This window comes from Bradyrhizobium sp. SZCCHNS1022 (assembly GCF_032484835.1).
Taxonomy (GTDB): Bacteria; Pseudomonadota; Alphaproteobacteria; order Rhizobiales; family Xanthobacteraceae; genus Bradyrhizobium.
This window is the reverse complement of sequence record NZ_JAUETT010000001.1, coordinates 595,726-622,064: the sequence shown is the minus strand read 5'-3', so window position 1 is coordinate 622,064 and position 26,339 is coordinate 595,726. Positions and strand designations below refer to the sequence as shown.

At 64.9% G+C, this 26,339-nt stretch carries 23 protein-coding genes; 6 read left to right on the top strand and 17 right to left on the bottom strand.

The features are described from left to right. Positions 1-56 precede the first annotated feature (56 nt). From QX071_RS02740 to QX071_RS02725, 4 genes are all read right to left on the bottom strand, one after another. Positions 57-2,255 carry an SLC26A/SulP transporter family protein gene (locus QX071_RS02740; protein ID WP_315702391.1) on the bottom strand — a complete coding sequence of 733 codons (2,199 nt, stop codon included), beginning with the start codon at positions 2,253-2,255 and terminating at the stop codon, positions 57-59. 131 nt (positions 2,256-2,386) lie between these two features. Further along, on the bottom strand, positions 2,387-3,301 hold the full coding sequence (locus tag QX071_RS02735; protein ID WP_315702392.1) for a phosphoribosylaminoimidazolesuccinocarboxamide synthase: 915 nt from the start codon (positions 3,299-3,301) through the stop codon (positions 2,387-2,389). Positions 3,302-3,344: 43 nt separating this feature from the next. Beyond that, positions 3,345-4,262, bottom strand: coding sequence for a pirin family protein (locus tag QX071_RS02730; RefSeq protein WP_315702393.1), 918 nt, complete (start codon positions 4,260-4,262; stop codon positions 3,345-3,347). A 114-nt stretch (positions 4,263-4,376) separates the two neighbouring features. Continuing rightward, positions 4,377-5,747 carry an MmgE/PrpD family protein gene (locus QX071_RS02725; RefSeq protein WP_315702394.1) on the bottom strand — a complete coding sequence of 457 codons (1,371 nt, stop codon included), beginning with the start codon at positions 5,745-5,747 and terminating at the stop codon, positions 4,377-4,379. A gap of 127 nt (positions 5,748-5,874) precedes the next feature. On the opposite strand from QX071_RS02725, the gene QX071_RS02720 reads away from it, so the two are divergent. Then, positions 5,875-7,017, top strand: coding sequence for an FUSC family protein (locus QX071_RS02720; RefSeq protein WP_315702395.1), 1,143 nt, complete (start codon positions 5,875-5,877; stop codon positions 7,015-7,017). A 3-nt stretch (positions 7,018-7,020) separates the two neighbouring features. Here QX071_RS02720 and QX071_RS02715 read toward each other — a convergent pair whose 3' ends face one another. Continuing rightward, positions 7,021-8,406, bottom strand: a complete 1,386-nt coding sequence (locus QX071_RS02715) for an MATE family efflux transporter (protein ID WP_315702396.1) — start codon at positions 8,404-8,406, stop codon at positions 7,021-7,023. 756 nt (positions 8,407-9,162) lie between these two features. On the opposite strand from QX071_RS02715, the gene QX071_RS02710 reads away from it, so the two are divergent. Then, positions 9,163-9,663: a hypothetical protein gene (locus QX071_RS02710; RefSeq protein WP_315702397.1), complete on the top strand. Its 501-nt coding sequence runs from the start codon at positions 9,163-9,165 to the stop codon at positions 9,661-9,663. Between the two features lie 144 nt (positions 9,664-9,807). On the opposite strand, the gene QX071_RS02705 is transcribed toward QX071_RS02710, so the two are convergent. From QX071_RS02705 to dnaA, 9 genes are all read right to left on the bottom strand, one after another. Then, positions 9,808-10,287: a DUF2867 domain-containing protein gene (locus QX071_RS02705; RefSeq protein WP_315702398.1), complete on the bottom strand. Its 480-nt coding sequence runs from the start codon at positions 10,285-10,287 to the stop codon at positions 9,808-9,810. A gap of 48 nt (positions 10,288-10,335) precedes the next feature. Beyond that, positions 10,336-11,271 carry a DUF429 domain-containing protein gene (locus QX071_RS02700; RefSeq protein ID WP_315702399.1) on the bottom strand — a complete coding sequence of 312 codons (936 nt, stop codon included), beginning with the start codon at positions 11,269-11,271 and terminating at the stop codon, positions 10,336-10,338. 19 nt (positions 11,272-11,290) lie between these two features. Next, positions 11,291-12,619, bottom strand: coding sequence for a UDP-N-acetylglucosamine 1-carboxyvinyltransferase (gene murA / locus QX071_RS02695; protein ID WP_315702400.1), 1,329 nt, complete (start codon positions 12,617-12,619; stop codon positions 11,291-11,293). A 128-nt stretch (positions 12,620-12,747) separates the two neighbouring features. Then, the gene (locus tag QX071_RS02690) at positions 12,748-13,941 is read right to left on the bottom strand and encodes an acyltransferase (RefSeq protein WP_315702401.1); all 1,194 of its coding nucleotides are present in this window, start codon (positions 13,939-13,941) and stop codon (positions 12,748-12,750) included. A 213-nt stretch (positions 13,942-14,154) separates the two neighbouring features. After that, positions 14,155-16,590 (bottom strand): DNA topoisomerase (ATP-hydrolyzing) subunit B, encoded by a 2,436-nt coding sequence (gene gyrB / locus QX071_RS02685; protein ID WP_315702402.1) that lies wholly within the window; start codon positions 16,588-16,590, stop codon positions 14,155-14,157. Positions 16,591-16,855: 265 nt separating this feature from the next. Further along, positions 16,856-17,995 (bottom strand): DNA replication/repair protein RecF, encoded by a 1,140-nt coding sequence (gene recF, locus QX071_RS02680; RefSeq protein ID WP_315702403.1) that lies wholly within the window; start codon positions 17,993-17,995, stop codon positions 16,856-16,858. 67 nt (positions 17,996-18,062) lie between these two features. After that, positions 18,063-18,350 (bottom strand): GIY-YIG nuclease family protein, encoded by a 288-nt coding sequence (locus QX071_RS02675; protein WP_315702404.1) that lies wholly within the window; start codon positions 18,348-18,350, stop codon positions 18,063-18,065. A gap of 88 nt (positions 18,351-18,438) precedes the next feature. Then, positions 18,439-19,557 (bottom strand): DNA polymerase III subunit beta, encoded by a 1,119-nt coding sequence (gene dnaN / locus QX071_RS02670; RefSeq protein ID WP_315702405.1) that lies wholly within the window; start codon positions 19,555-19,557, stop codon positions 18,439-18,441. A 300-nt stretch (positions 19,558-19,857) separates the two neighbouring features. Then, a complete protein-coding gene (gene dnaA / locus QX071_RS02665; RefSeq protein WP_315702406.1) occupies positions 19,858-21,288 on the bottom strand; it encodes a chromosomal replication initiator protein DnaA in 1,431 nt (476 codons plus the stop codon). Between the two features lie 590 nt (positions 21,289-21,878). Between dnaA and QX071_RS02660 the strand changes: the two genes are divergently transcribed. Next, a complete protein-coding gene (locus QX071_RS02660) occupies positions 21,879-22,019 on the top strand; it encodes a hypothetical protein (RefSeq protein WP_315702407.1) in 141 nt (46 codons plus the stop codon). A gap of 541 nt (positions 22,020-22,560) precedes the next feature. On the opposite strand, the gene rpsT is transcribed toward QX071_RS02660, so the two are convergent. Then, positions 22,561-22,827: a 30S ribosomal protein S20 gene (rpsT, locus tag QX071_RS02655; RefSeq protein ID WP_315702408.1), complete on the bottom strand. Its 267-nt coding sequence runs from the start codon at positions 22,825-22,827 to the stop codon at positions 22,561-22,563. Positions 22,828-23,184: 357 nt separating this feature from the next. Between rpsT and QX071_RS02650 the strand changes: the two genes are divergently transcribed. The 3 genes from QX071_RS02650 (at position 23,185) to QX071_RS02640 (ending at position 25,167) form a co-directional block, all read left to right on the top strand. Next, positions 23,185-23,502 (top strand): hypothetical protein, encoded by a 318-nt coding sequence (locus QX071_RS02650; protein WP_315702409.1) that lies wholly within the window; start codon positions 23,185-23,187, stop codon positions 23,500-23,502. A gap of 120 nt (positions 23,503-23,622) precedes the next feature. Beyond that, positions 23,623-24,279: a peptide-methionine (S)-S-oxide reductase MsrA gene (msrA, locus tag QX071_RS02645; RefSeq protein WP_315702410.1), complete on the top strand. Its 657-nt coding sequence runs from the start codon at positions 23,623-23,625 to the stop codon at positions 24,277-24,279. Positions 24,280-24,456: 177 nt separating this feature from the next. Further along, positions 24,457-25,167 (top strand): polysaccharide biosynthesis/export family protein, encoded by a 711-nt coding sequence (locus tag QX071_RS02640; protein WP_315702411.1) that lies wholly within the window; start codon positions 24,457-24,459, stop codon positions 25,165-25,167. 52 nt (positions 25,168-25,219) lie between these two features. Here the strand turns inward: QX071_RS02640 and QX071_RS02635 are convergent, their stop codons facing one another. Both QX071_RS02635 and QX071_RS02630 read right to left on the bottom strand, forming a co-directional pair. Beyond that, complete coding sequence (locus tag QX071_RS02635; protein ID WP_315702412.1) at positions 25,220-25,891, bottom strand: dienelactone hydrolase family protein; 672 nt, start codon at positions 25,889-25,891, stop codon at positions 25,220-25,222. 54 nt (positions 25,892-25,945) lie between these two features. Beyond that, the gene (locus QX071_RS02630; protein ID WP_315703151.1) at positions 25,946-26,317 is read right to left on the bottom strand and encodes a hypothetical protein; all 372 of its coding nucleotides are present in this window, start codon (positions 26,315-26,317) and stop codon (positions 25,946-25,948) included. Positions 26,318-26,339: the final 22 nt, after the last annotated feature.

Here is a 26,339-nt window from a genome sequence, read left to right as displayed (position 1 = left end):
CGGCTAGGTTAACGAGCAATTAAGCTCCGTCGCCCGGCCCCTCGCAGCCGCGCGGCCTATCGCCGCAGCACCGCGATGGCGCGGTTGGCGAAGCTCAAGCGCTCGGCCATCACGGTGACGAAATAGACCAGCAGCTTTTGCCCCAGCGCCGGCCGGTCGCGCGTGATGGCCTCGAACTGTCGCGTCGTCAGGACGTAGAGAACGCTGTCGGTCTCGGCCTGGATCGTGGCACTGCGCGGCGTGTGCGCGACCAGGCCCATCTCGCCGATCGTGGTGTAGCGGCCGAGGCTGCGCACCCGGGTGGCGCCGGCATGCTCGGCCGGGATCATCACGCCGACGCGGCCGTCCAGGATGAAGTGCATGGAGTCGGCGGCGTCGCCGGCGCGAACGATCGTGCTGCCGGCAGCTACCTCGAGCCGCTCGCAACGATGCATCAGCTCAGAGGCCTCCTCCTGGCTACCCAAGATCTGGGCGAACCAGTCGCGCAGGGATGCTTCTTCCCGCGGATGTCCCTGGTGGCGCGAAATGATCGCGTCTTCGCACCATTCCAACGCATGATCGAGCTCCGGCGCGATCGCGACGTCCGGTGTAATGAACTCGCTGGCGCGCAGCGCGCGTTCGACGGCGGGCGGCACATGTACGAGCACCAGCTTGATACCGCGCTCCTGCGCCACCCGCTTGATTTGGGCGAAGCTATAGGCAGCCGAAGAATCGATCCCTGTTACGAGCTTGAAGTCGAACACCAGGAAGCGGCATTCGGGCCGGCGCATGAGCAACGCCTTGACGTACTGGTAGAGTCGGTTCGCCGAGCCGAAGAACAGGTAGCTCTGCAGATTGAGACCCTGGATCTCGCTGCCGTGCGTAGCAAGCAGCGCCTGGTCGTGGCGCGAACGATCGAGCGAAGAGCGATATTCGGTGCCATCGAAGCTGTATTTGATCGAATTGATGCGCGAAGCACTGAGCGCAAAAGCGATGCATCCGATCAGGACCCCGATCAGGATCCCGGCGATGAAGCCCCATTGCAGGATGATCAGGATGATCGCAAGCAGCGATACATAGTCGGTACGGGACAATCGCCGCCGCGATTGCACGGCCCATTTGTGCAGCGTATCGGCACCGAGATAGAGTAGGAGCCCGCCGAGCACGAATTTGGGCATGTAGCCGAGCAACGACGGAGCGAGTACCAGCATCAGAACCGAGACGGCTGCGACCGTCACGCCGGAGAGGCGACCGCTTCCGCCGGCCTTGAAATTGAGAATGGTCCGGCTGATCGAGATGCAGCCGGTATAGCCGCCGAGCAGGCCGGACAGGATGTTGGCGATACCGGTGGCGGTGAGCTCGCGCTCGATATCGGCCTCGCGATGGGTTGCGACCTCGATGCCAGCAGTATTGAACAGCGTGCTCGCCGCGGTGACGAAGGCGACTGCGATCAGATCGCCGGACATGTCGGGTAACATGTGCCATGGATACTGGGCGAGCGCATGCAGGTCCCAGCCCCAGACGAACGAGGCTTGCCCGGGTGGCTGGAAGGTCCAACCCATCGCTTGCGCATCCGCCGGGGAAATGCCGGCAAGCCGGAACCCGACATGCGTGGCCAGGGTGACCGCGACCAGGATCGCCGGAAGCCCGAACGGACTGCGCGAGCGATGCCAGGTCAAATAGAGCAGAAGCGCCATCGCGAGCGCCGCGGTGAGCTGGTAGGCGGTCTGCGGATTGGCGAACGAGGCGAGCGAGCCCAGTTGTAGCCGTTGGCCGGTGATGACGCGGATCGCGCCGAACACGATCAGCGCGCCGGTGGCGCCGAGGAAGCCGCCAACGACGGGATAGGGCACGTAGCGAATGGCGCGCCCGAGCCGGCTCATGCCGCAGCCGCAGAGGACGAGACCGGTCGCGATGCTGGTGAGGCCGAACGTGATGACGGCCGGTGCGAAGATCGATGCATTGGGGTCGACCGCGACGATCCGGTCGATCAGCGACGAGGTGAGGATCGCTGTTACTGCGGCCGTCGAGCTGTCCGGCGCGCCGATCGCGAAACGCAGCGAGCTGCCGAAGGCGAGGACCAGCGCCAGCACCGCGGAGACGATGAAGGTGATGCCCAGCCCCTGACCCAGATAGGGGGCCAGCGGCCCGGCGAAGATCAGGAGCGCGTAAGATAGGCCGTAGGTGATGGTGAGGGCACTGGCAGCGAGCCCGCCAAAAACGTCGTCAAATGCGCGCCGTCCCGCCGGACTGGCGCCGACCGATAGAATCGTCATCTAAAAAATGCTCTCAACAACTCCGTGCCAATGGCAGCGAGGGACACTGGCACGCAAACTACAAACTTACGACAAGTGCCATTCCACCCGCGAAATGGGCAGGAAGCGACGGCGCGACGCTGGAGGGCAGCTCAGATCGCAAGCTCCCGGCCGGTGATGCGCCGATAGGCATCGAGATAGCGTTTGCTGGTCGCCTCCACCACGCTGGCCGGCAAGGGCGGCGGCGGCGCTTCGCCGTTCCAGCGGCCCGCGCGCCGTTCGGCATCGAGGTAGTCGCGCAAAGGCTGCTTGTCGAAGCTCGGCTGCGGCCGGCCAGGCTGATAGGCGTCGGCCGCCCAGAACCGCGAGGAGTCCGGCGTCATCACCTCGTCGATCAGGATGATGCGCCCTTCCTGGTCGCGGCCGAATTCGAACTTGGTGTCGGCGATGATGATGCCCTGCTCGCGGGCGAGTTCCTCGCCCAGCGTGTAGATCGCGCGCGTCATGCTTTCGAGTGTGTAGGTCACCTCGTCGCCGACGACCTCCCGCATGCGGGCGATCGTGATGTTCTCGTCGTGTCCGGTCTCGGCCTTGGTGGCCGGGCTGAAGATCGCGGGATCGAGCTTGGCGCTCTCGACCAGGCCTTCCGGCAGCTTCTCGCCGGCCAGCGTTCCGCTTGCGGCATATTCCTTCCAGGCCGAGCCCGAGAGATAGCCGCGGATCACGCATTCGATCGGAAACACGCTCGTGCGTTTGCACAGCATCGCGCGCCCGAGGATCTCGCCACGATGATCTTTCAAACCAGGCACTTCCGCGATGATGGCATCGGCGTCCGCCGTGATCATGTGATGCGGCACCACGCCTTCAAGCTCGTTGAACCAGAAGGCGGAGATCTGCGTCAGCACCGCGCCCTTCATCGGGATGGTCTCGGCCATGACCACGTCGAAAGCGGAAATGCGGTCGGTGGTGAGCAACAGCACGCGGTCCTCGCCGACGGCGTAGATGTCGCGGACCTTGCCGCGCCCGATCTTGGGAAGCGGCAGATTGCTGGCGAGAAGCGTGGTCATGACGGTACTTTCGAGGACGTGAGGATCGTGTGGAGGACTTACCCTATTCCGGCAGCGGAATGAACTCGTGCTCTTGCGGCACGGGCGCGAAACGGCCGGTTTTCCAGTCCTGCTTGGCCTGCTCGATCCGCTCCCGGCTCGAGGAGACGAAGTTCCACCAGATGTGGCGCGGGCCCTCCAGCGCATTCCCGCCCAAGAACATCATCCGGGCCGGCGTGATGGCGCGCACGGTGATGGCGTCGCCCGGGCGGAAGATCAGCAGCCGCGGCCCTTCATACCGCTCGCGCGCGATCTCGACCTCGCCGTCGACAAGATAGATGGCGCGCTCCTCATGATCGGGATCGAGCGGCACGCTGGTGCCGGCGTCCGCCGTCACCTCGACATAGAACCAGGGCGAGACCATCGACACCGGCGAACTCGCCCCGAAGGCGCGGCCGGCGATGATGCGCGCAGCGAAGCCGGTGTCCTGTACGGTGGGCAGATCGCTCGCGGCATAATGCTGGAAGCTCGGCGCGATCTCCTCGGCCTCGACCGGCAGCGCAATCCAGCTCTGCAGGCCCAGCATTTTCTGTCCGTTCTGCCGCTGCAGGTCCGGCGTGCGCTCGGAATGGGCGATGCCGCGCCCGGCGGTCATCAGGTTCATCGCGCCGGGCTGGATCTCCTGCACATTGCCCTCGCTGTCGCGATGCATGATGGCGCCGTCGAACAGATAGGTGACGGTGGCAAGTCCGATATGCGGGTGCGGCCGTACGTCCATGCCCTTGCCGGACATGAACTGCACCGGGCCGAAATGATCGAAGAAGATGAACGGCCCGACCATCTGCCGCCGGCCATGCGGGAGCGCGCGACGCACCGCAAAGCCATCGCCGAGATCGCGCGTGCGTGGCACGATGACAAGCTCCAGCGCATCGCAGGTGACGGGATCGCCCAGCTCGGGATCGTTTGACGGCATCCAGCTCATGAGCACCTCCTGAGAAACCACCTGGGCTTCTTGCACACTACCAGCAAATGCGGCTTGTGGCCCCGGCTTCCGCGTGCGGCGAGGTTCACGGTCCGCCGGTGCGAAATGGAGCTCCTATTGCCGCCCCAACTCCGTCGCCTGCGACACGCGATCGAACCGCTCCAGCGACAGGATCGCCTCGGCAAATTGTTGCGCTCCACCGTCGAGCACCGGGCGCGTGAGGGTCAAGAACTTCTCACTCATGGCCTGCGAGGTCGGGAACGAACTCGGCTCGCCGGAGGGATCGTCATGCAGCCGCTCGTGCACGCCGTGCTCGGTCGTGATCGCCACACGCGCGCCGAACGGATGGCTGCGGCCGATCTCCAGCCGGTCGTCCTGAACGACATCGAACTTGTCGGCCAGCGCGTCGATCGCGGGATCGCCGAGACGGTTGTAATCATCCCAGCCGAAGCGGCCTTGATCCAGTGCGAGCGCGCCGGTGAAGAACATCGAGAACTGGCCGCCGACGATGGAGGTCGGATGCCGCTTGGTCGCGGCGTCGCCGGTGAGCGTGATGCCGTTCCGATGCAGGCCGATCTCGACCCGCTTGACCTGGTCGGGCGTCAGATTGTGCTCGCGCCGCAGCGCGATCAGCGCATCGATCGCGGCATGGGTGTAGCGGCAGCTCGGATAGGGCTTCACGCCGATCTTCATCGTTTCAAAGGTCGTGCCCAGCCCGGCGACGGCTTTCTCGGGATGCGGCGTATCGCTGTAGCCGACAAGCAGGCCGTGCTTGCCTTCGACTGATTCGATCGCGCCGACGAAATCGTTCTTGGCGAGTGTGGCCGCAATCACGCCGTTCATCGCGGCGGCGCCGACCTGGTAGCGCTTGTTCCAGGCGCCGTTGACCAGGAACTGCAGCGAGCCCGCAGCTTGGCTGCCGGAGACGCCGAATGCCGAGATGATCTGCTGCTCCGACAGGCCGAACAATTTCGCGGCGGCCGCGGCGGCGCCATAGGTGCCGGCGGTCGCGGTGGGATGGAAGCCGCGCGCGTAATGCGAGGTCGGATCGAGCGCGTTACCGAGCCGGCAGCAGACTTCGTATCCCGCTACGATCGCGGTCAGCACCTGGCGACCGGAGGCGCCGACCATTTCGCCGACGGCAAAGGCGGCCGGCACCACCGGAGCGCTCGGATGCAACGAGGAATCGGCGTGGGTGTCGTCGAAATCGAGCGAATGGCCCATGGCACCGTTCAGGAGCGCGGCGATCGCTGGTGTCCAGGTCCTGGAATCGCCGAACACGGTGGCTTCGCCCGCGGCATCCAGCTTCAAGCCGGCGAGCATTTTAAGCATCGACGGTGTCGATTCCGCCTCGCGTCGCGCCCGGATCGCGCTGCCGAGGAAATCGAGCGCCAGGACCTTGGCGCGCTCCAGGACTTCCGGCGGGATGTCGTCATAATTCAGCGCGGCGACATAGCCGGCGAGTGTTGCGGTTTCCTGGGCCATCGTGTTTCCTCGGTTTGCCGGTAGGGTAGGCGTGGCGATTCACCAGTTCAAGCGGCTTCGGCGTGGCGAGAAGCTGCCATGCCGAATCTGTGTTTGCGCCGATCTGTTGTTTCAAGCGGAAAGCACGATGCTTCTCTCCAGTTTGTTCGGCCGTTTGCGTGCCAGGAAGGCGCAGCTGGCGCTCGCCGTCAGGAGCACGGTCGCGGCCGCGGCGGCATTCGCGGCTGCCAGCGCCCTGCATCTGATGCTGCCGCTCTGGGCGGTGCTGACCTCGCTGATCGTCACGCAGGGCAGTGTCGGCCGATCTTTGAAGGCGACGCGTGACTACATGTTCGGCACGATCGGCGGTGCGATCTATGGCGGCGCCATCACGGTGCTGATCCCGCATTCCGGCGAGCTGCAATTGCTGGGCATGCTGGTTCTGGCGGTGACGCCGCTGGCCTTGATCGCTGCACTCAATCCAAGCCTGAGTGCGGCCACTGTCACCGCCGTGATCGTGCTGCTGGTGCCGACCATGGGCCATCTCGATCCGGTGGGCTCCGCGATCGATCGCGTCTGCGAGGTCGCGGTGGGCGCATTCACCGGACTTGCCGTGTCGTTCCTGGTGCTGCCGTCGCGCGCGCATGTGCAGATCCGCAGCGCGGCGGGACGGCTGTTGGAGCTGATCGCAGCGGCATTCACCGAGCTGCTGGCGGGCCTGTCGCGCGGTCGCGACAATGACGCGCTGCACCGGATCCAGGATGGCATCGGCGCCGCGCTGGTTGATCTGAACGCCACCGGCGCGGAGGCCGAGCGCGAGCGTTCGGCGCGGTTGTCGTCGGGGGCGGACACCGGGCCGATGCTGCGCACCATCCTGCGGCTGCGCCATGACGTGGTGATGATCGGCCGCGCCAGCGTGGTGCCGCTGCCGTCGGAGCTGCAGGCGCGGCTCGCCGGTCCGGTGGGCAGACTCAGCGAGGCCATCGCCTCCTACCTTCGCGGCTGCGCAGCGAGCTTGCGCGCCCGCACCCAGCCGCCGCCGATCTGGCCCGTTCATGTCGCCGTCAAGGCCTATGCCGAGCAGGTTGCGATCGTGCGCAGCGAGGGGCTGACACACGGTATGCCGGCCGATGCCGCCGAGCGGTTCTTCGCGCTCGGCTTCTCGCTGGAGCAGATGCGGCAGAATCTCGTCGATCTCGAACGCGTGGTGGCGGAGTGGTCGGATGCGCCGTCGCGCGCGAAGAAGGAACCATCGCGCCCCGAAGAATCCACCGATACGGCCGGCGCATGATGCCTATCTGCTCAGCTTCACGAAGCGCAGGATGAGTAGGCTGGCATAGAGGGCGGTCCCGGCCGAGAGCCCGATCCAGATTCCAGTCGCACCGAGCGAGGTGTGAAGGCCGAGCGCGTAGGAGGCCGGGAAGCCGATCACCCAGTAGCCGAGGATCGCGAACAGCAGCGGCACACGGGTGTCCTTGATGCCGCGCAGTGCGCCAATGGCAATGCTTTGCAGCGCATCGGTGACGAAGAAGGTGGCGCCGACGGCGAGCAGGCCGGCGGCGAGGGCCGCCGTCGCATCAACGTCCGTTGCGCCATCGCCGAGGAACAGATGCACGATCGGAAATCGTGCGGCGATGACGGCTAAGGTCAGGATCACGGCCAGCGTAACGCCGAGCAGCATCGCCATCCATCCCGCGCGCCTGATGCCGGCGGCATCGCCGCGCCCTGCGGCGTGGCCGACCCGCACCGTGGCCGCCATGCTGATGCCGAACGGGATCATGAACAGGACCGCCGTGACCTGCAGGGCGATCTGATGCGCCGCGAGTGCGGTGGTGCTGATCAGCCCCATCAGCAGCGCGGCGGCCGAGAACATGCCGTATTCGAGCAGAAAGGCGAGCGAGATCGGTGCCCCGATCACGACCAGCTGCCACATCAGCCGGCAGTCGATGCGCCAGAGCCGTGCGAGGACGTGATAGCCGCGGAATGGTGGACGGCGGATTGCGAACCACAGCCCGGCGACGAAGGTCGTGAGATTGACGAGCGAGGTGGCGAGGCCGGCGCCGGTCAGCCCGAGCTGCGGCAGGCCCCAATGGCCGAACAGCAGCGGATAGACCAGCAGCGCGTTGATGGGGATCGCCGCGAGCGTGATCCACAACACCGGCTCGGGCCGATTGACCGCACCCATGAAGCTGCGCAGCGCCAGGAACCACAGCGCCGGCGCCACGCCCCAGGCCAGTCCGAGTAGATATTGCTGGGCCAGATGCGCAACGCCTCGCGCCTGACCCAGCGCAACCAGGATCGCTTCCCCGTTGAACGAGATCGCCATGATCGGCAGCGCGATGAACAGGCCGACCCACAATCCGACACGGAGCGAGCGGCGCACGAGCGCGGGATCGGAAGCACCGAAGGCTTGCGCGGCGAGCGGCGCCACGGCCGACATCAGGCCCATGCCGACGGTGAAGCTGACGAAATAGACGGTTCCGGACAATGCGGCAGCCGCGACCGCCTCACCGCCGAGCCGGCCGATGAAGGCGAGATCGGTCGACATCATCGCGATCTGCGACAGCTGCGTCAGCGCCATCGGTGCGGCGAGGCGCACGGTGTCCCAAAGTTCGTGCGCGAACGGGGTGGTCAGCGCCGCGGCTGGCGGCGCGTGGTTGGTTCCGGCTGAGGAGGTCATGATCGTCATCATAGCAGCCTCTGCCGTGCCGTGCACATCGCGAGAGCAAGTTGCGTCCATGGCGGCGACGTGGGAGCGACGATCAGTACGGCGAGCTCGTCGATGTCTCCGTTCGTGATGGCAAGCATCGGGGTCTGCTCTCGTGCCATGTTGATCACATCGGGGCGTCAGTTCGCGTTCTCGCGGCACGACATGCCCGAGTGATGCTCGCCAAGCGTCTCCCTCGAAACGAGGAGGGGCGGGGAAGGCCGGGTGTTTGGCCACACCCATGGCCCGCCTGCAGAAGAAAAGGCAGGCGGCAGTCACCACAGGTCTGGCCGCACATCCGGCCTTCCCCGCGCGGTAGTTGGAACGGCTTATACGTACTCTCCCCGGTGCGCCGGGCTTGTTGGCCACCGTCACCTGCGGATCGCGCCGCAGACTTGACCTCAGCGTCGGGAGGTCAGGACCATACGACTTCGCCGTACGCCGCCGCTCATTCGTCCACGCGCCAGCCTCGGCTCAACCGAGTGCGCGCTGTGAAGCGACCGCGTCCACCGCATCCCGCTCTCAACGTTCGTGACGATCGCGAAGCGTCCCTCTCATGAGGGCGGGACAGATGCAGTATTTCTGATTTTCGGAATTTATGCAAGTCGAAGATTCAGACGCATCGGTCTCTTCTAATGCATGACGTTCATCCGATTGCGGAATTAAATGTCTCCGCGCAAGGCGTGGGGCGGCCGCCGATGAGATCCAGCGGCCGCTGCAGGGGAGCGTATGCCCACTGTTGAAGGTTGTGCTTGCATCTGCGACCATGCGGTGCCGATAACGCAGGGAGAGGCATTCGTGATCAATGGAGTATCGGAGAAGCCGCAGTCCGCGATCCGTCCCGTCAGCGTCATCTGGTACGAACGGCTTGCAATCGTGGCCGTCGTCGCGACTGCGGCATCCGCCGTCGCCGATCGGGCGACCCTTGTCAAATACACCAATCAACATCCAGTCGCGTACCCGATCCTGGTCTTAGCTTTATTTGTAGCGCAGGGACTATGGATCTGGCTGGTCGCGCGTCGGCGAACAAACTGGGCGCGCTGGATCAGCATGATTTCGGTGATCGGCGGCATTCCAAGTGTCATCTTGAGTTTCGAAGCACGGTTTCGTTTCAACCCTGCCATGGCAATCATTTCCTGTATCGCATTCGTCGTATCAGCCCTCGCCGTTTCGATGCTTTTCCGTCGGGATGCGCGGGACGGGTTTGCCGGATCGCGTCAGTCGCCATGAGGCGGCGTCTCATGGCCTCGGCTGAATGGGGGCGCCTTACCTCCCGTTTGATCTGGAATGCGTCGTGACGGCCTGGTCGAACGCGTCAATGGACGTGAAAACGGCGCGGTGCACATGGAGGAGGCGGCCGAGACGGGCGCGTGATCAGGCGGGCCGTGCGATCTGCCCGAGCATCGCCTTCACGACCAGCCGGTGAAACGGTGTGATCACGGCGAGATAGCAACGGCCGAGAAGGTTGTGCGTCCTGACCAGCGTCGTGGCCGTGACCTGGCGGCCCCCGCTTGCGGCGGTGACGTCGATCACGACGCGGAAGTCGAGATGGCTGTCGTCGAAACCAGCGACCAGTTGCTCCGGTGTTTCGCTGATCACGGGGAACATGCCGATCAAGCCGAGCCTGCCGCTATCGCCGGCGCCGGAGGTCTTCAGCCCGAATGGTGCGACCAGCAGGTTGCGCAAGGCGAGCAGCGCCTCGACCCAACGCGGCGAGCGGCCGAACATCCGCGTCGCTGCTGTACGGGCATCGATCGTATTGCTGGCGACCGTCATGCAAAAGGCGTCGGCGAACTCGGCGCCGTCGAGCCATCGCGCACGGTCGACGGTGGGACTGGTCTCGTTGATCGTCATATGCGGCGAGCCTCTCATCTGGAGTCCGGTCTGCGCTGACAGGCGAGGTCACGCGCAGGGTAGGTCGATCTGCCCGAGAATCCAGCCTTCGCGAGGAAATGACAATGGTGCCGTTACAGGGGCTTCAGCCCGACGGCCATCAACGACCTCGATCATGCCGCAGAGACCGGCCAGCGCATCGAATGGATCTTCGCCGTCTTTGCGCGGGCCAAAGCCGTCGTGCAGCTTCTCCTCGACATCGGACGAGAATTGGATGCCATGGCGGGCCGCCCAGGCGAACATCGCGGCGCAGCCCTCCCTGCGTCCGGTCTGGGTGCGCTTCCTGATCGTCCGCCGCATGCCGATATGCTGATAGGCCTCCGCCGGATAGGTCTCCGCGATCGTCAGGGCAGGTCCTTGCAGCGCTGCCAGCATCCCGTCGAACGGCCACAGCGCGGCGCCACGTTCCAGCGCCGGAATCAGGATATCTTGCCAGCCGGCCAAGGCCGCCTTCCCAACCTGCTTGGCGCCGACCGTCCAGAAGATCGATTCCGCGCGGGAGCGGCAAGACGTAGGCCGGTCACAGTCGCGCAGCAGCTGATCGAAGGTGGAGCATTCGAGCGCGCGCAACAGGTCGGCGCGCCGGCCGCCGGCGGGATGCTTGCGATAGAACGGCTGTAGCGGCGAGATGCGGAACAGGGTGTTGGCGGGTTGGAGAAAATGCTGGGCCTGCGGCGAGCAGACGAATTCGCGAAAGCCGGCTCCAATCCGCCCCAGCCAAGCCAGTGGCAGGCCGATCGGAAAATCAAAGCCGGCGAGCGTCGGTTTTGCATGGCCGAACAACTCGTCGAGAAATGCGTCCGACGACGGCGTTTGTGCGACCCGCTCGACCAGCCAGCCACCTTGCCTGCGAAGCGCGCAGGCGCTCCAGCGCTTGGGAGCATTGCTGCTCCAGTCCGAATGGACCAAGCGCTCAAACGTGAGATGGCCGCTGGATCGCATCATTGCGCTCGAGAAAGAGCTGCTACCGCCCCCGCTCCGGAACGCGGGTGATCTTGGCGCCGAGCGCGTTCAGCCGCTCGTCGATGCGCTCATAGCCGCGTTCGATCTGGTCGGCATTATTGATGGTCGAGGTGCCCTCGGCGCACACCGCGGCCAGCAGCATCGCCATCCCGGCGCGGATGTCCGGCGAGATCATCGAGGCGCCGCGCAGCTTGCTGGGACCGGCGACCACGGCGCGATGCGGATCGCACAGCACGATGCGCGCGCCCATCGAAATCAGCTTGTCGACGAAGAACATCCGCGATTCGAACATCTTCTCGAACATCACGATGACGCCGTCGCATTGGGTCGCCGTGACGATCGCAATCGACATCAGGTCGGCCGGGAAGGCCGGCCAAGGCTGGTCCTCGAGCTTCGGCACGTGGCCGCCGAAATCGTCCTTGATCTTCAAGGTCTGGTCGGACGGCACGATGAGATCGTCGCCGGCGATCTCGCAGACGATGCCGAGCCGCTCGAAGCCCATGCGGATCGAGCGCAGGTGATCGACGCCGGCTCGCACGATGCGCAGGGGCGAGCGCGTGACCGCGGCGAGCCCGATCAGCGAGCCGACCTCGATATGGTCGGGCTGGATCGCGTAGGCGGCCTGGCCGAGGGTTGCCGCACCATGGATCACCATGGTGTTGGTGCCGATGCCTTCGATATTGGCGCCGAGCGCGACCAGGAAATGCGCGAGATCCTGCACATGCGGCTCGGACGCCGCGTTACGCAGATAGGTGGTGCCTTGCGCGGCTACCGCGGCCACCAGCGCGTTCTCGGTCGCGGTGACGCTCGGCTCGTCGAGGAACACGTCGGCGCCCTTCAGTTGCGAGACCCGAAGCTCGATCTTGTCGGTCGCGGTCACGGTGGCGCCGAGCTGCTCGAAGGCGAGAAAGTGGGTGTCGAGGCGGCGCCGGCCGATCACGTCGCCGCCCGGCGGCGGCAGCGCCACTTCGCCGCAACGTGCGAGCAAGGGGCCGGCGAGCAGGATCGAGGCGCGAATGCGCGCGCACAGATCGGGGTCGAGATCCGCGGCGCGGATCTCCTTGGCGTGGATCGCCAGCCGGTTGCGGCCGCGCCATTCGGCCGAAGCGCCGACCGAACGGATCAGTTCTACCAGCGTCTCGGTGTCGCGGATGCGCGGTACATTGTCGAGCGTGACCGGATGCTCGGTGAGCAAAGCAGCGGCGATGATCGGCAGCGCCGCATTCTTGTTGCCGGAGGGTTCGATGGCGCCCTTGAGGCGATGGCCGCCCTCGACGATGTATTTGATGGGCGTCCCGCCGGCTTCAGGCTTCCGAAGGTCGTGATCCATGAGGTTCCTATCCGAGTCTGGCTTCGGAAACGCCGGCGGTGCCGGCCACGCGCGGCGGCGTCATGGCGGACATCTAGGGCAATTGCGGGCAGGTCAGCAATCCCATGGCGACCCGGCAGGCATGCCGATTACACGACGCGTGCGACGCCAGGAACGCGCAACAGCAGACCCGCGGCAAGATAGCACAGCGTGCAGGCCACCGATCCCGTGATCACGAACTTCAGCAGCCCCGGCGCGGCGATGTCGCGCCAAGCCAGCGCCGTGCCGACCAGGATCGGCGGGTGGATGATGTAGATCAGGTAGGCGCGGCGGGCGAGCCGCGTCCAGCCGTCGGTCAGCCGGGCGAAGCGCCGCTGAAAGGCGGTCAGTAATCCGAGGAGGAAGCCCCAGGCGACGAACGGCTCCCAGAAGGCGTAGACCAGCGCCTGGACGTTCAGCCCGCCTTCCGCGTTGCCGGGCAGCACGTGAAACTTCAGGTCGATGAATCCGACCAGCGGAAAGACCGGAACGGCGATCAAGGCGACACGGAGCCAAGTTTTCTTCTGAGCCTCTGGAATGTGTTCGAGCCAGCGGCCGTCGGCGGCGGCGCAGCCCGCCGCGAACAGGGCGATGTAGGAGGCGAAATAGCCAAGCTGCAGGAAGGCCACGTTTACGCCGACCGGCCAGACCAGGCGCAGCAAGAACGCAGCGAAGCCGATCAGCAGCGCGGTCACGAGCAGAACGGCATCGGACGGAAATGCTCGCTTTGTCGTCGCGCGTGGTAACGGCTGTACCCACTGCCACAGCAGCCAGGTCGCCGCGAAGATCAGCAGCGCTTCCGCAAACCACAACGGGCCGGGTTCGAATCGGCCGTGCGTCCAGAGATATTCGAACACGCGAGAGAAGGAGCGTCCGTTCGCCGTCTGCGCCAGCGCGACGGTTAGGGGATGCAGGACGACAAAATAGACCGCGAGGGGAATGCCGAGCCGGACCAGGCGTTCGCGGACGAAACCGGCGAGCCCGTCGCGCCGATAGGAGGGCGGCGTGTAGTAGCCCGCCAGCAGAAAGAACAGACCCATGAACCAGGCCTGGTTCACCGTGCAGAACAGGACGAGCAACGCCCCGCCCAGTGTCTCCGATGGAGCGATTTCCTTGTAGTACCAGCCGCCGATGGCGCCATAGGTGATCGCGGTGTGATGGGACACGACCAGCAGCGTGACCGCTGCGCGAAGCGCGTCAATCCCGCCGTTGCGGCCCGCCGCGCCGGCCTTGACTGCGGTCACGGTGCCCTTCTCGACGGCGACATGCGCCGCGCGAGGGAGTGCCTCATCCGCGACTGACATTTCGCTCGACACGCTGCTTACGATCGGCTGCGCCTCCGCCCGAAGCTGCACAGGGGCTTGCGAGGCACGCGCGATGTGGAATCAGGTCCGCATCGCGCGATGCTCGTCCGATCCAACTATAGCGGATGCAACCGTTGAGCGACAGGCCCAATCACGATGGATCGCGCGAGGGTCTCGCGAGACTCGTGCCGATGGCGGCCGGGTCGCACTCAGCTACACGTCGACATTGGCGGAAAGCGAGTTGTCCTGGATGAATTCGCGGCGCGGCTCGACCACGTCGCCCATCAGCTTGGTGAAGATGTCGTCGGCCTCGTCGACCTCCTTGATCTTCACCTGCAGCAGCGAGCGCGCTTCGGTGTCGAGCGTGGTCTCCCAGAGCTGTTCCGGGTTCATCTCGCCGAGACCTTTGTAGCGCTGCAGGGTGACGCCCTTGCGGCCGGCATCGGTCACCGCCTCGAACAGGTCGGTCGGGCCGTGGATCACCGTCTCGGTGTCGCCGCGGCGGAGCAGGCCGGGCTTCGCATAGGCCTCTTGCAGGCGCGGCGCGTAGTCGTCGAGCTTGCGGGCGTCCGCCGAGGCAAGCAGCGCATCATCGATCGCGGCGACATCCTTGACGCCGCGCACGGTGCGCTCGAAGGTGAAGCCCTGGCCCTCGACAAACTGACCGACCCAGCCACGCTCGACCTCGTCCGCCAGCACGTCGAGCCGCTTGGCGATGTATTCCGCCGCGGCGTCCGCGGTGGCGATGTCGCGGGTGATGTCCGGTCGCAGCACGCCGGCGATCGCTGCCTGTTCGACCACCTTGCGGTCGTAGCGGCTGTGCAGATTGCCTAGCACGTTGCGCATGATGCGGGCATCCTCGACCAGCGACAGCAAATCGCGGCCTTTGCGTTCCTCGCCATCGGCAGTCCTGAACACGCAGTCGTCGAGGCCCGCGGCAATCAGATAATCTTCCAGCGCGCGCTGGTCCTTCAGATACTGCTCGGACTTGCCACGGCTGACCTTATAGAGCGGCGGCTGGGCGATATAGAGATGGCCGCGATCGATGATCTCGCGCATCTGCCGATAGAAGAAGGTCAGCAGCAGGGTGCGGATGTGAGCGCCGTCGACGTCGGCGTCGGTCATCACGATGATCTTGTGATAGCGCAGCTTGTCGGCGGAGAAGTCGTCGCTGATGCCGGTGCCGAGCGCGGTGATCAGGGTGCCGATCTGCTCGCTGGAGAGCATCTTGTCCGGGCGCACGCGCTCGACATTCAGGATCTTGCCGCGCAGCGGCAGCACCGCCTGGAATTCGCGGTTGCGGCCCTGCTTGGCGCTGCCGCCTGCCGAGTCACCCTCGACGATGAAAAGCTCGGACTTGGCCGGATCCTTCTCCTGGCAGTCGGCGAGCTTGCCCGGCAGCGACGAGATGGCGAGCGGGCTCTTGCGCGTGAGCTCGCGCGCCTTGCGCGCGGCTTCACGCGCAGCCGCAGCCTGGATCACCTTGCCGACGATCACCTTGGCTTCGGCCGGGTGCTCCTCGAACCAGGCCGAGAGCGCTTCGTTGAGCACGTTCTCGACCACCGGCCGCACCTCGGACGAGACCAGCTTGTCCTTGGTCTGTGACGAGAATTTCGGGTCCGGCACCTTCACCGAAAGCACCGCAGTCAGGCCTTCGCGGCAGTCGTCGCCGGTCAGCGCGATTTTTTCCTTCTTCGCGTTGGCCTCGGCATAGCCGTTGACCTGGCGTGTCAGCGCGCCGCGGAAGCCGGCGAGATGGGTGCCGCCGTCACGCTGGGGGATGTTGTTGGTGAAGCACAGCACGTTCTCGTGGTAGCTGTCGTTCCACCACAGCGCAGCTTCGACCGTGATGCCATTGGCCTCCGAGCGCACCATGATCGGCGCGGGGACGATCGCCTTCTTGTTGCGGTCGAGATATTTGACGAACTCCTCGACGCCGCCGGAATAGTGCATCTCCTCGCGCTTCTCGACCGCATGGCGCATGTCGGACAGCACGATGTTGACGCCGGAATTGAGGAAGGCCAGCTCGCGCAGGCGATGCTCGAGCGTGGCGTAGTCGTATTCGACGATCTTGAACGTGTCGGTCGACGCGAGGAATGTCACTTCCGTGCCGCGCTTGCCCTTCGCCTCGCCGACCACCTTGAGCGGCGCCACCGCATCGCCATGGGCGAACTCGATCAAATGCTCCTTGTCCTCGCGCCAGATACGCAGCTGCAGCTTGCTCGACAGCGCGTTGACGACGGAGACGCCGACGCCGTGCAGACCGCCGGAGACTTTGTAGGAGTTCTGGTCGAACTTTCCGCCGGCATGCAGCTGGGTCATGATGACCTCGGCGGCGGATACGCCCTCGCCCTTATGGATGTCGACCGGGATGCCGCGGCCATCGTCGCGCACGGTGACGGAATTGTCGGGATTGAGAACCACTTCGACCGCGGTGGCATAGCCTGCGAGCGCTTCGTCGATCGCGTTGTCGACGACTTCGTAGACCATGTGATGCAGGCCGGAACCGTCATCGGTATCGCCGATATACATGCCCGGCCGCTTGCGCACGGCGTCCAGGCCCTTCAGCACCCGGATCGATTCCGCGCCATACGTGCTCGCAATGGCAGGCTCGTTTTCGGCGATCGTTTGCCGGGCGGGTTCAGTCATGTGAGGCCTTTGAGATATCCCGAAGGCGCGGTGCCGCGCAGGGATGGGATGAATGCTATTTGTGCCACGAAAGGCGATGCGCGCCTAGCGCAAAGTGGACGCCTGTAAGATATTGAAGAGATAGCATTTTTTAACGGTTTTTCAAGGTGCGCAGCGCGCCGTTTTGGGCGATGCAAAAGCCCGATTCGGCCGGCCATTTCAGCCCCGCAAAACGACGGAATTTCGTGCCTCGAAAGGCGCAGGAAGGTGCCGGAATCCGAGACGGTCAGGCGGTGCGGCGGCTGATGCGGCCGGCCTCGACATCGAAAACCTCCCCGGACGGTCCGAGCTCGGCAAAGGCCGCGGGATCGGCGCCGGTCAACCACACCTGCGCGCCCAATTTTCCAAGCTCGCCGAACAGCGCCGCGCGGCGGCCGGGATCGAGATGGGCGACGATCTCGTCCAGCAACAGCAGCGGCACGATCCCGGTGGTCTCCGCGACCAGGGTCGCATGCGCGAGGACGAGGCCGATCAGCAGCGCTTTCTGTTCGCCGGTCGAGGCATCGCGCGCCGGCATGGTCTTCGGCGCGTAGACGACGTGGAGGTCGGTCAGATGCGGGCCGTCGAGCGTGCGCCCCGCGGCGGCGTCGCGCACGCGATTGTCGCGCAGCATCGCGCGGTAGCGGTCCTCGACCGCGAGCGCAGGCTCGGCGAGCAGCGCATTCTCCATCCAGCCGTCGAGCGCGATCTCCGCGGATGGAAAGGCGGAGGCGGCGCCGCGGGCGCGCAGCATGGCGGCGAGCTTGACCGCGGTCTGGCCGCGGCTCGCCGCCACCGCAACCGCAAGCTCAGCGGTCTCGCGCTCGATGGCGTCACACCAATGGTCGTCGAAATTGCGCACTTCCAGCAGCCGGTTGCGCGAGCGCAAGGCCCGCTCCAGCGCCGAGACCCGGCTGGAATGCTCGCTGTCGATCGCCAGCACCAGGCGGTCGAAGAAGCGCCGCCGCTCCGAGGCTGCGCCCATGAACAGCCCGTCCATCGCCGGCGTCAGCCACACCATGCGGATGTGGTCGCCGAAGGCGCTCGCCGAGGCCACCGGCTCGCGATCGATCCGGCAGCGCCGGCTCGTGGCGGCATCACTCCTCGGAGGCTCGATGCCGGTGCCGAAAGTGGCGAGGCCAAGCGCGCCTTCCACCTCGGCCGAGACGGCCCAGGAACCGTCGCCCTGGTTATCGGCGACATCCTCCAGCGTGGCGCGGCGCAGGCCGCGGCCGGGTGCAAAAAAGGAGATCGCCTCCAGGCAATTGGTCTTGCCGGCGCCGTTGGGGCCGACCAGCGCGATCAGATCGCCGCGCGCCTCGACGCTCGCGGAGCGATAGCTGCGAAAATGCGTCAGCGCCAGGCGGTTGATGCGGGACGGGGTCATTGAGAACGGACGGCAGTGACGGGAGCTGTGTCATTGCCGGGCCTGACCCGGCAATCCATCGTCCGCGCTAGCGGACGATTTCATCATATAGGTCACGCCAGTCGCGATTGCTCGCCACAATCAGATCAATCTTCCATTCGCGTGACCAGCGCTTGATGTTCTTCTCGCGCGGGAGCGCTGCGGTAATCGTGTCGTGCGGCTCATAATAGACCAGCCGTTTCACGCCGTAACGCTTGGTGAAGCTCTCAGCCAAGCCCTCGCGACGCTCGTAGACGCGCCGGACGAGGTCGTTAGTCACGCCGACGTACAGCGTTCCACCGGGCTTGCTGGCAAGAATGTACACCCAGTAGGTCATTTGTTTGGATGGATGGCCGGGTCAAGCCCGGCCATGACGAATAAAGCAAGCTGTGCGCTCGGTGAAGGCTGCCGCTATGCCCACAGCCTCACACCCGCATCGGCATCAACACGTAGAGCGCGTTTCTGTGGTCGCGGTCCTGGATCAGGGTCGGCGAGCCGGGGTCGGCGAGGCGGAGCACGGCGACCTCGCCCTCGATCTGGGCGGCGATGTCGAGCAGATAACGCGAGTTGAAGCCGATATCGAGCGGGTCGGAGGCGTATTCGACCTCGAGCTCTTCGGTCGCGCTGCCCGAGTCCGGATTGGTCACGGAGAGCACCAGCTTGCCGGCCGACAGCGCCAGCTTCACGGCGCGGCCGCGTTCGCTGGAGATCGTGGAAACGCGGTCGACGGCGGCGGCGAAATCGACCTTGTCGACGATCAGTTCCTTGTCGTTGTTCTGCGGAATGACGCGGCCGTAATCGGGGAAGGTGCCGTCGATCAGCTTCGAGGTCAGGACCACCTGGCCGATGCTAAAGCGGATCTTGCCCTGCGACAGTTCGATCCGGATCTCGGCCTCGTTGTCCTCGATCAGCCGCTGGACTTCGCTGACCGTCTTGCGCGGTACGATCACCCCGGGCATGTCGGCCGCGCCCATCGGCTGCGGCAGATCGACCTGGGCCAGCCGATGGCCGTCGGTCGCCACGGCCCGCAAGGTGGGCTGCTTGGCGTTGCCGGCCGCATGCAGGTAGATGCCGTTCAGATAATACCGCGTTTCCTCGGTCGAGATCGCAAACTGGGTGCGATCGATCAGGCCCTTGACGTCCTTGGCCGCGAGCGTGAAGGCGTGCGTCATCTCGCCGGCAGCAAGGTCGGGGAAGTCGCTCTCCGGCAGGGTCTGCAGGGTAAAGCGGGAGCGGCCGGCGCGGATCGCCAGCACTGCACGTTCACCGTCGCTTTCGAGCACGATTTGCGAGCCGTCCGGCAGTTTGCGCACGATGTCGTAGAACATGTGCGCCGGCACGGTGGTCGCGCCGGCGGTCGCGGTTTCCGCGGCCAGCGTCTCGGTGACCTCGAGGTCGAGGTCGGTGGCCTTCAGCGACAGCTGCGACTGTTCGGCGCGGACCAGCACATTGCCCAGAATCGGAATGGTGTTGCGCCGTTCGACCACACGATGGACGTGTCCCAGCGACTTCAGGAGTTGCGCGCGTTCAACCGTGACCTTCATAGCAATACCCGCCCGCTCCGATTGAGCATGTCCTGGAAATGCCGGCGGGCTTTTGAGCTGCGCCGCGGCCGATGACACCCCGCTTCCGATCGGAACCTCGGTTCAGTCGGGGCGCAGGGGGAGCGTAAAGTGGCGCGGATGGGACGGAAGCGCAAGAGATGGGATGGTCATTTCCCACCTTTCGGCGGCCGTTTCAGGCCGCCGGCGCAGTGTTTAAGACAGGATGGTGAAGGGCGCCAAGAAGGCTGCCGGGGGCCGCCGGGTGCAGGACGTTCTGTCCGCGCCTCTCGCGGCAGAGACTTACTCCTGCAACTGCCGCTTCAGCGACTCGACTTCTTCCGAGAGCGCGCTGTCCTTGCCGACCAGCCCCTCGATCTTGCGCACGGCATGCAGCACCGTGGTGTGGTCGCGTCCGCCGAAACGGCGGCCGATCTCCGGCAGCGACCGCAGCGTCAAGGTCTTGGCCAGGTACATCGCCACCTGGCGCGGCCGCACCACATTGGCGGTGCGACGCGAGGACAAAAGGTCGGAGCGGCTGACGTTGTACTGCCGCGCCACGACGCGCTGGATGTCCTCGATCTTGATCCGCTTCGGCTCCGAGGGACGGATCAGGTCGCGCACCTCGCGCTCGGCCATATCCAAGGTCACAGGCTGATTGTTCAGCTTGGAGTGTGCGAGCAGGCGATTGATGGCGCCTTCGAGGTCGCGGCCGTTATGGGTGATGGAGCGGGCGAGATAATCCAGCACGGGCTCCGGCACGTCGAAGCTGGCGTGATGCACGCGGGCTGCGGCGACGCGCGATTTGAGAATGCCGAGCCGCAGGTCTTCGCCAAGCGTTCCCATCTCGACGACGAGGCCGCCGGCCAGCCGCGAGCGGACGCGATCGTCGAGGCTTTCGAGATCGGACGGCGGGCGGTCGGCTGCGATCACGACCTGACGGCCGGCATCGATCAGCGCATTCAGCGTATGGCAGAACTCGGCCTGGGTCGACTTGCCCTGCAGGAACTGCAGGTCGTCGATGACGAGCACGTCGATGCCGCGGAGCGCTTCCTTGAAGGCAAGAGCGGTCTGGCTCTTCAGCGCCGCGACGAAGCCGTACATGAACTTTTCGGCGGTAAGATACAGCACCTTGCGCTCGGGGTTCGCATTGCCGGCCCACGTCACCGCCTGAAGCAGGTGCGTCTTGCCGAGGCCGACACCGGCATGGATGTAAAGCGGGTTGAACATCACGGGGTCGCCGCGACGGCCTTCCGCCACTTGGCGGGCCGCCGCATGTGCCAGCGTGTTGGAGCGGCCGACGACGAAGCTTGCAAAGGTCAGGCGCGGATCGAGCGGCGAGCCGCCGAGGGCGTCATGATTGGCGGCGACCGGCGGCATCGCCGCTGCGCGCGGCTCGAACGTCGGGCGATTGTCGCTGCGTTCAGCCCGGCGTGCTTCGACCGCCACGGGCGCCTCCTTTGCCGGCATCGCGTTGCGCATCGCCGAGCGCACCGTCAGATCGATCCGGTGGACCTCCGGCATTTCGGCCTGCCAGCACGACAGCACGCGCTCGGCATAATGCGCCTGGATCCAGCTCTTCAAAAACCGGGTGGGCACCGACAGATGGACGCTCTCATCCTGAACGCTTTCCAAATCCATGCGTGCAAACCAGCTGGTGTAGACGTCTTCGCCGACAGTCGACCGCAGCCGACCTTTGACCCGAGACCAGCGTTCCTGTTCCGAATTTGTCATTGTCGCCGTAACTTCTTGAAGGTGAGTGATGAATGCCATGAGCCCTCGCGCAGATTTGCTGCCGAAGCGCGCGCGATCTCGAACCGGAAGCTGATTCCAGGCATAGCTCCGCCGTCGACGCGAGCGCCGGTGGTCAGATCAGTGCTGGCTGGAATAAGGCCTCCGCGAGATCAGAGCGGACTCGACGGTGGTGCCTGGTAAGGCTTGGGGGGAGGGCCCATCGCAGTGCTAGCGGTATCGATTGCCAAGTCGATCGCTAAGAGGGGGTGAGCCGGAACTGGCTGTTGGTGTAAAACCGCGACTTGTCCGTAAAGCATGCAACCTCCCCGCCTCGCCGTGATTGCTCACGACAAGTTGTCATCTCGCACATGTCCCAAATGCAGCCGCGCCTGAACCCCAGATTCAGCCGCTACGCCACTACATCCCGTAACTGTCCCACTCGTCAGGCGTTGCTATCGAAGTGGCTGCCGGAGTGATCCTATCCCGTATTTCTCTTGTTCAAAACCACGAAGCATGGATGCCTCGCCCGAGAAATTTCGACATAGTTTCACCGTCACCCATATTGCTATGGGCCACGAACCGACAATCGCTTGGAAAGCGTCGCCAACGCGCACACCGCCGCCGATTTGCACGTCCGCCCCGTTTCTAAAACCGCGCTGGTCTTAAAGATCGTGGGCGCCCGCGAGCCATTTAAGAAATACACAATGCGCCAGTTCTCGCAATCCATTTGATCGGCGCACTGCAACGAGTCGTCGAGCGCTCTGCAGTGCAGCGTTGCAGTTCGAGAAAGCATGTTCTTGAATCAGCGCGAGGAATCTCGGATGTGACGGATCGCACGCGCCGCGCAAAAATTTTTCATAAAAAATTTACGTTGGCCGATTGACGAGCATCTTTTCCAAATACTTGGTCGCGCTATGTGGGTAAGTCATTTTCGAGCCGAAGTTTTTCGAGATTGTTTTTTCGAGTAACTCCCGCGTCGCATCGTGCGCGTGCAGCTGTGCTCGGAATCGCCAAGCGCGTTGTCTTGACACTGTTGGTGCTGGGTCTGCGACGCTGTCGTTCTTCGCGTTGCAGGTGCGGCTAAATTGTCACCTCGTAAAATTACGGACCGTGCACGCAAAGCTACAGACGTGGTGAACGCACGTGCAAATGCGTCGCGCGTGTGCGCAGAAAAATATCTGCACTGCAGTCGCGCAGAACAAGACAACAAAAAAGCCCGGCGTCGCGCCGGGCTTCGATGCATCATTGCGTGATTAGGATGGTGCGATCAATTCACTTCGCGAGCTTCGCGATCTGGTGCGACAAGCGCGATACTTTGCGGCTCGCGCTGTTCTTGTGAATGATGTTGCGTTGTGCCGCGCGCATCAGCTGCGGCTCGGCGCGCGTCATTGCCTGCAACGCCGCCTCGCGATCGCCCTTCGCGATCGCTTCCTCGACACTGCGCACCGCGCCGCGCATCTGGGTGCGACGCGACTTGTTGATGATGGTGCGGCGGGCAATCTTGCGCGTCGCCTTCTTGGCTGAAGTCGTATTGGCCATGCTCTCACATATCCTTCGGCGGCAAGCGTCGCCGCAATCTGCAGATCCGCGCTGGCCGCGGCTTGCGGCCCGATCGACGCGATGGGTTGTTTGGACGCCTCTCTGAGAATGCCATGACCGGAGCGCCAGAGGCTCGGTAGGTCGGCGCTGCTCAAAGAACAGCGGCGGCGGGATTGCGCCCACCGCCATTTCGGCCCTTATAGAGGGCGGTCTTTGGAGCGTCAACGGCCTCGCGCGGCTGGAAAGCCCGGTCCGGCAGGCCAATTGCGGCCGTAAGCCCCTGACGAGGTTGAATTTCCTGAAATCGCCCGGTAAGGCCTAGCAGCGCGCTGACCGCGCCACAGGAGCAGGTGAGGCATGATCCGCGGTTTCTTCCGACTGGTGGGGCTGTTGCTCTTGGCCGGCGGTTTCATCTTCATGGTCTATGACGGCGCTCGCTGGGTGGCCGATCAGACCCTGCAATTCACCCGCTTCGGCCAGTTCTGGAACGACGTCCATCAGTCCAGCCAGGCCGCGTTCCATGCCTGGATCGAGGCCAGGGCGCCCTTCCTGTGGGAATGGATCGTCAAGGGCGTGCTGGATCAGCCGGTGTTTGCCGTGTTTGGTCTCCTGGGCATCGTCCTGATGCTGGTGTTCCGCCCGCGCAAGCCTCTGATCGGCTATTCCCGCGACTGATCTCCATAGCTGCCGATCGGTAACGGGCCTGCCGGTCCCAACGTAGAGCCCTATATAAGATCGGCCGAAGGTGACGGCGCCGCCTCCTGCGGGCCGTCGGACCGTGCCCGGAGGAAAGCCATGCTGTTCACGCGCAAAGCCACCGACCTGCCGAGCGTCGCCGAGGCGCTGCCAGGCCGCAGCACCCCGATCCCGACCGCGACCACGCATTTCGTCAACGGCCATCGTCTGCAAGCGCCTTATCCGGCCGGCTTCGCGCAGGCCATGTTCGGGCTCGGCTGCTTCTGGGGCGCCGAGCGCAAGTTCTGGCAGCTCGGAGATGGCGTCCATGTCACCGCAGTCGGTTACGCCGGCGGTCACACGCCCAATCCGACCTATGAGGAAGTGTGCTCGGGACGGACCGCGCATGCCGAGGTCGTGCTGGTCGTGTTCGATCCGAAGCTGATTTCCTATGAGCGGCTGCTGAAGACGTTCTGGGAAAGCCACGATCCGACCCAGGGCATGCGCCAGGGCAACGATGTCGGCACCCAATATCGTTCGGCGATCTACACCTTCGACGACGCGCAAGCGAAGGCGGCTGCAGAGTCCAAGGCCGCCTATCAGAAGGCGCTGAGCGCGAAGAGCCTCGGCGCGATCACGACCGAGATCGGGCCCGCCGGCCCGTTCTATTTCGCCGAGGATTATCATCAGCAATATCTGGCGAAGAATCCGGCCGGCTATTGCGGCCTCGGCGGCACCGGCGTCGCCTGTCCGATCGGTATCGGCGTCAGCGCGTAAGCTGAGTGAAGCTCGGTGGGTGCACGTTCGCCGTCTTCCTCCTCGCTGAGCGGAGGACGGAACTCGCTGTTTCGATCGGCTGGGATCGCGGAGGACGGGACGCCGCACCGCGCGCCAACGCTTTGTTAACCTTAACCGCGCATCACTAGGCATATCCTCTTTCTGGGATTGTCCCGAGTGCGCGCGTTCTCTCTGCCGGTCATTGCCATCGTCATTGCCTCGCTGTTGTCGGGCTGCATGCAGACGGTCTCCCCCGTGGCCGTCGGCCAGTCCGCGAGCGATCTCGATGCAATGGCCTACGGTCCGCCGCCTGCTTCACGCCCGGTTGCCGCCACCGGGCAGGGCGGGGGGGCGATCGCGGCGCTGCGCGAGTCGTTCGCCGCCGCTCCCATGCCGGTCGCCTATGGCGGCCCGGTGCGAAGTCGCGACTCCGTCTATCATCTCGATGCCGGCGACAAGCTGCGCGTCGTGGTCTACGGCCAGGAGGGCCTGACGAATACCTATGCGATCGACGCATCGGGATCGATCACCATGCCCCTGATCGGTGCCGTGCCCGCGCGCGGCCGCACCACGGCCGGCCTCGCCTCCGAGATCACAGGCCGCTTGCGCAACGGCTACATCCGTGAGCCGTCGGTGGCTGTCGAGATCGAAGCCTATCGGCCGTTCTTCATCCTCGGCGAGGTGCAGGCGCCCGGCCAATATCCTTACGTGCCGAACATGACGGTCGAGAGCGCGATCGCGATTGCCGGCGGCTTCTCGCCGAGGGCCCGGCGCGACACGGTGACGCTGACCCATACCGACGCATCGGGGACGGCACGTTACGAGGTGCCACTCGGTACCTCGCTGAAACCCGGCGATACCATCCAGGTCAGCGAACGCTGGTTCTGACGTGATCGGTGATTCCGGGGGCGCGCTTCGCGCGCCTCGGAATGACAGCCGATCACTTCAGATGCTTGCCGAAAAATGCCATCGCCCGCGGCCAGGCGAGATCGGCGCAGGTCTTGTCGTAGCTCGCGCGCTCGTCGCAGCTGAAGCCGTGCTGCGCCCCCGGATAGACGAAGATTTCGACCTCTGGCTGCTTGGCCTTGATGGTCTCGACGTCGCTCAAGGGAATGCCGGCATCCTTCTCCCCGAAATGCAGTTGTACCGGCACCTTTAGCGGCTCGTCGGCGAAGCGCACGATCGCCCCGCCATAATAGCCGACCGCGGCCTTCAACCCCGACAGCCTGAGAGCCGCCGCATAGGCGATGCTGCCGCCGAGACAGAACCCGATGATGCCGACAGGGCCGGCGGCTTGCACGGAATCGATTGCGGCCTGGGTGTCGCGCAGCATCGCCTCCCAATCCGGATTGGTGATGAATTTGCGCGCGACCGCGACTTCCTCCGGCGAATAGCCCGAGGTGAAGCCGGGCTCGACCCGATCGAAGATCGAGGGTGCCACGGCGATATAGCCTTCCGCGGCGAGGCGATCGCAGACGTGGCGGATGTGGTGATTGACGCCGAAGATCTCCTGGATCACGACCAGCGCGCCCTTCGGTTGGCCTGCGGGATCGGCGCGGTAGGCGCCGAGCTCAAAATTGTCGGATGCCGTCAGCTTGGTGTCGTGTCCCACGGATCGTTCCTCATTGAGTTTGCTGGAGATCGGATCGAAGCGGCGCGTTCGCTGCTATTGCCACATCCAGTTCTCGCCATAGTCCTCTTTCCAGCCCGTCAGCCGCCCCTGGCGAAACTTGAGGAACAGCCGATGGTGATGCGGGACCAGGCCGCTGCCGCCGAGATTGCGCAGCACCAGAAAGATCTCGTTGCCCGGCGATCCCCTCACGTAATGGAGCGGCTGGCCGAGCGCGCGGGCTGTCGTCTCGGTGTCCATACCGAAGGCAAGCGGTATGTTGTTGGAGAGCGTTGCCGTGAACGGCACGCGGTGCGCGGCGCTCCACCCAATCTGTTGCGCATCCGCCTTTGCCGAGCCAAGCGTCGCGATGCCGGCGACCAAGGCCAGAAGCTGAAACCGCAGTCTCCGTACCGTGCCGCGTTCCATGCAGGTCATGTTGTTCGGTCTC